Source organism: Rhodopseudomonas pentothenatexigens (assembly GCF_900218015.1).
Taxonomy (GTDB): Bacteria; Pseudomonadota; Alphaproteobacteria; order Rhizobiales; family Xanthobacteraceae; genus Rhodopseudomonas; species Rhodopseudomonas pentothenatexigens.
The window spans coordinates 1-8419 of sequence record NZ_UFQQ01000054.1 but is presented as its reverse complement, the minus strand read 5'-3'; the positions used below and the strand labels follow the sequence as shown (position 1 = coordinate 8419).

Annotated in this window: 6 protein-coding genes; 4 read left to right on the top strand and 2 right to left on the bottom strand. The window is 63.5% G+C overall.

The window, feature by feature from the left end; all coding sequences use genetic code 11:
- Positions 1-151: 151 nt before the first annotated feature.
- Positions 152-1141, bottom strand: a complete 990-nt coding sequence (locus DWA33_RS24665; protein ID WP_114361115.1) for a hydroxyacid dehydrogenase — start codon at positions 1139-1141, stop codon at positions 152-154.
- Positions 1142-1247: 106 nt separating this feature from the next.
- Positions 1248-2147 (bottom strand): DMT family transporter, encoded by a 900-nt coding sequence (locus tag DWA33_RS24660; protein ID WP_114361114.1) that lies wholly within the window; start codon positions 2145-2147, stop codon positions 1248-1250.
- Positions 2148-2807: 660 nt separating this feature from the next.
- Between DWA33_RS24660 and DWA33_RS24655 the strand changes: the two genes are divergently transcribed.
- From DWA33_RS24655 to DWA33_RS24640, 4 genes are all read left to right on the top strand, one after another.
- Complete coding sequence (locus DWA33_RS24655) at positions 2808-6581, top strand: vitamin B12-dependent ribonucleotide reductase (protein WP_114361113.1); 3774 nt, start codon at positions 2808-2810, stop codon at positions 6579-6581.
- 109 nt (positions 6582-6690) lie between these two features.
- Positions 6691-7314: a DUF5343 domain-containing protein gene (locus DWA33_RS24650; RefSeq protein WP_114361112.1), complete on the top strand. Its 624-nt coding sequence runs from the start codon at positions 6691-6693 to the stop codon at positions 7312-7314.
- A complete protein-coding gene (locus DWA33_RS24645; protein WP_244601392.1) occupies positions 7307-7888 on the top strand; it encodes a Swt1 family HEPN domain-containing protein in 582 nt (193 codons plus the stop codon). Before DWA33_RS24650 ends, DWA33_RS24645 begins: the two co-directional genes overlap by 8 nt.
- 155 nt (positions 7889-8043) lie before the next feature.
- Entirely contained in the window at positions 8044-8292 is a 249-nt protein-coding gene (locus DWA33_RS24640; protein WP_114361110.1) for a DUF2442 domain-containing protein, read from the top strand.
- The last annotated feature ends 127 nt before the right edge of the window (positions 8293-8419 follow it).

Below are 8419 nucleotides of genomic sequence, written 5' to 3'. Positions count from 1 at the left end.
TCGTATTCGGCCATCAGAAACCGCCATTTCTGGATGTAATTCCGCTCGATCGTCCGGTCGAAACTGTTGTCGCGCATCGAAGCCTCCCTGATGGGCGGATTCGATCACCGAATTAGTGAACTTGCACAATTGCGAGGAGCGCCGCGCCCAACTAACCGAGCACGTCCTGATTGACGACGTTGGCGCGGATCGGGTCGCCGTCGAGCACGCTCAGCATGTTGCGGGCGGTCTGCTCGCCCATCCGGTCGAGCGCTTCGCGGGTGACACCGGCGACGTGCGGGGCGATGATCACGTTGGGCAGGTCGAACAGTCTGTGGCCGTGCGGCGGCGGCTCCTGCTCGAACACATCTAACCCGGCGCCGGCGAGCTTGTTCGCGAGCAGCGCGTCGTACAGCGCCTGCTCGACCACGATGCCGCCGCGCGCGGTGTTGATCAGATACGCGGTCGGCTTCATCTTCGACAGCCTCTTCGCGTCGAACAGTCCGGTGGTTTCCGGCGTCTTCGGGCAATGCAGGCTGACGAAATCGGCCTCCGGCAGCGCCGCGTCGAGATCGGAAACCTGCTTGCAGCCGGCCGCTTCGATCGCCGCCGCCGGCACATAGGGATCGTACACCAGCACGGTCATTTCCATCGCCAGGCAGCGCTTGGCGGTGCGGGTGCCGATCCGGCCGAAGCCGACGATCAGCACGGTCTTGCCGAACAGATCGAACGGCAGCAGCCCGAGCCGCGTCGCCCAGGCGCCGGTCTTCACCAACGCGTGCAGCTCGGCGCCGCGCTTGGCCAGCGTCAGCATCATGAACAGCGCCTGCTCGGCGACCGACGGCGAGTTCGCGGTGCCCGCAGTCATCAGCGGCACCCTGCGCTTGCTCAGCGCCGGCACGTCGATCGCGTCATAGCCGACGCCGATCCGCGCCACCACGCGCATCTCCTGCGCCGCCTCGAGCTCGCGCTCGCCGAACCGCGTGGCGCCGAGCGCGACGCCGTGCACCGGCGCTTCGCGGCGCAGCAGCGCGTCGAAATCGTCGGCCGAAATCATGTTGGGGAATTCGATCATCGCGATGTCGCCGCGCGCGGCGATCAGCGCCCTGCCCCGCTGCGACAACGATTCCGTTACCAGCAGCTTCTTGATGTTGGACGTCATTTCCTGCCCCGGACTCTTGTTCGTTGGTCGCACCGCAGATCACACGGCGGCGACACATTTCTGTAACAGGCCGCGCGCGGCACGGTCCACCGGCAATTGCCGCGGATCAGGATCGCGTCGCCAGCGCCACGCCGGCCAGCGTCATCACCAGCGCGGCGATCTGCCCGAGCCCGAGCGGCTCGCCCAATGCAAACGCCGAGGCGACGACGCCGATCACCGGCGTCGCCATGGTGCCGATCGCCGCGACCGACGCCGGCAGCCGCTGCAGCGCGGCGAACCAGCATAGATAGGCGACACAGAACTGAATCACGACCAGATACACCAGCCCGGCCCAGCCGAGCGGCGTCAGTGCCGCCGCCTGCGGGATCTCGAATGCGAGGCCGATCGCCGCCACCGGAATGCAGCCGAGCCCGATCTGCCACGCCGCCGAGGTGGCGCCGGGCAGCGCGATCGGAAACCGCTTCAGGAAGATGGTGCCGAGCGCAAAGCCGAGCGCGCCGGTGAGCGCCAGCAGGATGCCGGGCAGCTTCGTCATGCTGGCGGCGAAGCCGTCGGCACCCATCAGGACGGCGATGCCGGAGAAGCCGAGCACCAGCGCCGCGATGCGCTTCAGCGTCAGCCGCTCGCCGAGCAGCGGCCAGGCCAAGAGCGCGGTCCACACCGGCATGGTGTAGGCGATCACCGCAGTCTCGCCGGCCGGCAGCCACAGCAGCGCCAGCCCCATCACCGCCATCCACAGCGTGACGTTGAAGAACGCCGACACCACCAGCCGCAGCCGCTGGTCGCGCGGCACCGCCAGGCTGTCGCCGCGCAGCGCCGCGTAGCCGAACAGCGCCAGCGCGCCGGCGATGCCGGTCAGCCCGCGCAGCGGCAGCGGCGGCCATTGCGCGATCAGGTATTTGGTGACCGGCCAGCTCAGGCCCCAGGCCACCGTGGTGACGGTCAGGAACACCAGGCCGCCGGACGCAATGCGGCCGGGCGCGGGAATCGGGGAAGGATCGGACATGGAAAACCCGGCAGGAGGAGCGTCCAGAATGCCGGTGTTGCGGTCCGGGCGCCACCCGTAATCCGGCACCTTTCAGGGGTCTTTCGTGAGTCGGGTTTGGCAAGCCCTGAAAGCGAAAAAATACCTGCCCTGTGAACAGCGGGTGCAGCCGCGATCGGCGGCATCCCGCCGACTTTTTCGACTTTGGAATCTGCGAGGACTCACCGATACTTGATCGGGTCAGCGCGAGCCACGGCCGCTGTTTTCCACCCTAATCCACCACATTTAGTATTTGATTCAGGAACCCGCACTATTGCTTGACGGGTCGGACGGAGTCGGCCTAGCTTCAGGGCCGTCCAGCGAGGGAGTGTTTTGTCCCGCCGGACGTTTCCCAGAAGGGTCCAGACCGGCCACCTCCGACAGCCACAGCGGCAGCGGGGCGAGGCGTCGTCTGCTCCTAAATCGACCGTTGGGGCGCATTCCGACGGGCCGGCAAAACGGCTCGCAAAGCGACATGGGGCGTGAGTAGGGTTGGAAGCTCGGCTGCAAAATGCGGCCGTCGCCTCCGCCCTCAAAACAGACGGGCCGGGCCACGGCTCGCAGGGCGAACAAGGTTCGCCGACCAGCAACTTCCCGGGCCACCCACGGCGGGGGTTTCGGGCGACTTGAACGGGGCACGAGATGAAGATCGAACGGCGCTACACCAAGGACGGCCAGTCTCCCTACGCGGCGATCGCATTCAGGCTGACGACCAGCGAGATCCGCAACCCGGACGGGTCGGTGGTGTTCCGCCTCGAGAATGTCGAGGTGCCGGAGTTCTGGTCGCAGGTCGCCTCCGACGTGCTGGCGCAGAAGTATTTCCGTAAAGCGGGTGTCGCCGCGCGCCTGAAGAAGGTCGAGGAAGAGAGCGTGCCGTCGTGGCTGTGGCGCTCGGTCGCCGACACCGACGCGCTCGCCGCGCTGCCCGAGAGCGAACGCTACACCTCCGAACATTCCGCCAAGCAGGTGTTCGATCGCCTCGCCGGCTGCTGGACCTATTGGGGCTGGAAGGGCAGCTACTTCTCATCCGAAGACGACGCCCGCGCGTTCTTCGACGAGCTGCGCTACATGCTGGCGATGCAGATGGTGGCGCCGAATAGCCCGCAGTGGTTCAACACCGGCCTGCACTGGGCCTACGGCGTCGACGGCCCCGGCCAGGGCCACTATTACGTCGACTACAAGACCGGCAAGCTGACCAAGTCGAAGTCGGCCTACGAGCACCCGCAGCCGCACGCCTGCTTCATCCAGGGCATCGAGGACGACCTCGTCAACGACGGCGGCATCATGGACCTGTGGGTCCGTGAAGCCCGCCTGTTCAAATACGGCTCCGGCACCGGCTCCAACTTCTCGCGGCTGCGCGGTGAAGGCGAGCGGCTGTCGGGCGGCGGCAAGTCGAGCGGCCTGATGAGCTTCCTGAAGATCGGCGACCGCGCCGCCGGCGCCATCAAGAGCGGCGGCACCACCCGCCGCGCCGCCAAGATGGTGGTGGTCGACGTCGATCACCCGGACATCGAGGCCTATATCGACTGGAAGGTGAAGGAGGAGCAGAAGGTCGCCGCGCTCGTCACCGGCTCCAAGGTCAACCAGAAGCACCTCAAGGCGATCCTGAAGGCCTGCGTCAACTGCCAGGGCTCGGGCGACGACTGCTTCGATCCGGAGAAGAACCCGGCGCTGCGCCGCGAGGTCAAGCTGGCGCGCCGCGCGCTGGTGACCGACGCGATGATCAAGCGCGTCATCCAGTACGCCAAGCAGGGCTACAAGGAGATCGACTTCCCGATCTACGACACCGACTGGGACTCTGAGGCCTACCTCACCGTCGCCGGCCAGAACTCCAACAACTCGGTGTCGCTCCGGGACGACTTCCTGCGCGCGGTCGAGACCGACGGCGACTGGCACCTCACCGCCCGCACCAACAAGAAGGTGGTGAAGACGCTGAAGGCCCGCGAGCTGTGGGAGAAGATCGGCACCGCGGCCTGGGCCAGCGCCGATCCCGGGCTGCACTTCAACACCACGATGAACGACTGGCACACCTGCAAGGCGTCCGGCGACATCCGCGCGTCGAATCCGTGCTCGGAATACATGTTCCTCGACGACACCGCCTGCAACCTCGCCTCGGCGAACCTGCTCGCGTTCTACGACGTCGGCGCGCAGCGCTTCGATCTCGACGCCTACGAGCATCTGTGCCGGCTGTGGACCGTGGTGCTGGAAATCTCGGTGCTGATGGCGCAGTTCCCGTCCAAGCAGATCGCCGAGCTGTCTTACGAATTCCGCACCCTCGGCCTCGGCTTCGCCAATATCGGCGGCCTGTTGATGACCATGGGCCTGTCCTACGACTCGAAGGAAGGCCGCGCGCTGTGCGGCGCCCTCTCCGCCATCATGACCGGCACCGCGTATGCGACCTCGGCCGAGATGGCCGCAAAGCTCGGCGCCTTCCCCGGCTACAAGAAGAACGCCGACCATATGCTGCGGGTGATCCGCAATCACCGCCGCGCCGCGCATGGCGAGAGCCGCGTCTATGAGGCGCTGTCGGTCAACCCGGTGCCGCTCGACCACACCAACTGCCCGATCCCGGACGCCGTCGACCACGCCAAGACGGCCTGGGACAAGGCGCTCGAACTCGGCGAGCAGCACGGCTACCGCAACGCGCAAACCACGGTGATTGCGCCGACCGGCACCATCGGCCTCGTCATGGACTGCGACACCACCGGCATCGAGCCCGACTTCGCGCTGGTGAAGTTCAAGAAGCTGGCCGGCGGCGGCTACTTCAAGATCATCAACCGCGCGGTGCCCGCCGCCTTGCGCGTGCTCGGCTATCCGGAGCACCAGATCCAGGAAATCGAAGCCTACGCCGTCGGCCACGGCTCGCTCTCCAACGCGCCGGCGATCAACGTCTCGACCCTGAAGGCCAAGGGCTTCACCGATGAAGCCCTCGCCAAGGTCGACAAGGCGTTGCCGACCGCGTTCGACATCAAGTTCGCCTTCAACAAATGGACCTTCGGCGAGGACTTCCTGAAAGACGTCCTCAAGATCGAAGCCGAGCAGATCGCCCAGCCGAATTTCGACCTGCTCACCGCGCTCGGCTTCACCAAGCGCGAGATCGAGGCCGCCAACATCCACATCTGCGGCGCGATGACGGTCGAGGGTGCGCCGCATCTGAAGCCCGAGCACTACGCGGTGTTCGATTGCGCCAATCCGTGCGGCAAGATCGGCAAGCGCTATCTGTCGGTCGAGAGCCACATCCGGATGATGGCCGCGGCGCAGCCGTTCATCTCGGGTGCGATCTCCAAGACCATCAACATGCCGAACGACGCCACGGTGGAGGACTGCAAGTCCGCCTACATGCTGTCGTGGAAGCTGGCGCTGAAGGCCAATGCCCTCTACCGCGACGGCTCCAAGCTGTCGCAGCCGCTGAATTCGCAGCTGATCGCCGACGACGACGAGGACGAGGACATCGACACCTTCCTCGACAAGCCGATGGCCGCCCGCGCCGCGCACATCTCCGAAAAGGTGGTGGAGCGTCTGGTCGAGCGCATCGTGGTGATGCGCGAGCGCGAGAAGATGCCGGATCGCCGCAAGGGCTACACCCAGAAGGCGGTGGTCGGCGGCCACAAGGTCTATTTGCGCACTGGCGAATATGATGACGGCCGCCTCGGCGAGATCTTCATCGACATGCACAAGGAGGGTGCCGCCCTCCGGTCGTTCATCAACAATTTTGCGATCGCCGTCTCCCTGGGTCTCCAGTACGGCGTGCCGCTCGAAGAATATGTCGACGCCTTCACCTTCACCCGGTTCGAGCCGGCCGGCCCCGTCCAGGGCAACGACTCGATCAAATACGCCACCTCGATCCTCGACTACGTGTTCCGCGAGCTGGCGGTGAGCTACATGGGCCGGTTCGACCTCGCCCATGTCGATCCGACCGAGACCGGCTTCGACGCCATCGGCAAGGGCGTCGAGGAAGGCAAGGCGCCGGACGGCGGCGTGGTCGCGGGCCCCGCGGCGGCGACCAAGTATCTGTCCAAGGGCCTGACCCGGTCGCGCACCGACAATTTGGTGGTGATGCGCAGCACCCCCGCCCACCCGGCAGACTCGACGCCGCGCAACGCCCCGGCCGGCGCCGCGCCGACCGTCACGGCCCTCGCCTCCTCCCGCGTCGGCGACGCCCTCGAAGGCGCCACCGCGCTGAAGCAGGAAACCCAGACCGACCTGTCGCCGACCGAAAAGCTCGAAGCGCTGCAGTGGAGCAAAGCCACCACCGCCGCGACCCAAGCCGCCCCGACCAAAGCCGAACGCCGCGCCGAAGCCAAAGCCAAGGGCTACGAAGGCGAGATGTGCAGCGAGTGCGGCAACTTCACGCTGGTCCGCAACGGGACTTGTATGAAGTGCGATACGTGCGGGTCGACGACGGGGTGCTCGTAAGCTACTAATCCACAGATTGAAGGGCGGCGACTACTCGCCGCCCTTGGCATAATTAAACAAATCGTGAACATCTGATGAGCTTATAATTTTCGTTGCCAGCGGATATCAAATGACGCTTACGAACGCGTACGTACTTCCCACCAACCGGATTGCGGACTTCTTCAAAAAAATTCAAGACGGCCAAGCACCCGAGCGATTTACTAATCAACTATTGAAGGATTGGGGCTTCACCTCGACAAACGATCGCGCATTCATTCCATTGTTGAAAGCGCTGGGCTTTCTTACTGCTGATGGCGTACCGACTAACAGATACTTAGAGTACCGCGACCACTCACGTGCAAGGCAGGTTCTTGGTCAAGCTCTCAAGGAGGCCTATTCCGACATCTTCCTAATTAAGGAACACCCGACAACCGCCGACAAGGTGGCAGTCGAAGGCAAGTTCAAGAGCTTTCATAATCAAAGCGACAATGTCGCCGGATTGATGACGAAAACCTTTTTTGGACTTCTTGCGTTGGCTGATATCAACTCCGCGCAGGGAGCCGTCAAATCAGTCCCAAAGTCACCAGAAAGTCTGACAGAGGCTGGCGCCGCCCCCGAAAAAACGGAACGAGAGCACCGCAGCAACGTCGCGCGAAGCTTTCACTACAATATCCAAATCCATCTGCCAGCAACGAAAGACGTCGAAGTGTACAACGCCATCTTTAAGTCGCTAAAGGATCATCTGCTTGACTAACAATAATTTTCGAGAGTTCCTTTTTCGCGGATTGATGTTCGAATCTGAAGCAGACCGATTTCGCCGAGCCGGGATTCAAATCGGAGCTAATCTACAAGATTCCGAAGAGGAGCTTTTGCGAGAGGCGCTTTCGCCCTTCGGGGTTTCCCGTCGCAATGATGCTCTCGAGATGGCTCGACTGTACGCGGTCTTATACTGCTTCGAAAACGAACTTCGAGATTTCATAAGGGAGGCGCTTGTAGAGAAAGACGGAATAGATTGGCAGGACAAACTGCCTCCTAAAGTCAAAGAGCATGCCGAAGGACGGCGAACCGGCGCTCAGAAAGATTCTTGGCTGGAGGGAGAGAAAGCCGATCTACTCGGCTTCGTTGACTTCGGACACCTAGCCCAAATCATTATCGCAAAGTGGGAATACTTTAAGGATGTGGTGCCTACTCAGCACTGGCTTAAGCAAAGATTAGATGAGATAGAAAAAGCTCGTAATTTCATAGCCCACAACCGGATGTTACTACCGAGCGAGTTTCAACGATTGTACATGTATATCTCTGATTGGAATCGGGTTGTGGGACTCTGAGGAGTCAGCAAGCGTAGCCCGGGTGAGCGCAGCGATACCTGGGAATCTTCGCGCCGCCGATACACGGCTCCCCGGATAACGCTTCGCTTATCCGAGCTACAGGATTACGATCGCCGCCGTCGCCGAAACACGCGACCTAATCCTGAGACCATGGCATGACCATTTCGGCCACCAGCGTCCGTTTTGACGATCACACGATGTGGGTCGAGTTGTCGGATGGCCGCACCCTCGGCGTGCCGCTGGGCTGGTTTCCTCGGCTGCTCCGGGCGACGCCGGCGGAGCGCGCCCAGGTGGAATTGAGCCGCGTCGGCTTGCATTGGGAAGCGCTCGACGAGGATATCTCGGTGGCCGGCCTCCTGGCAGGCCGTGGCGCCGTGACGCAAACATCGGAAACGGCTGCGTAGCAGGCGCAGCGAGCGTAGCCCGCATGAGCAAGCGTAGATGGGGTAACGGGCCGGCCAGGCCGAGCAGGTCGCTTGGCGAATTGGCGGAAGGGTGGTCGTCCCTCAAACTGATGGTGTCAATCAACGG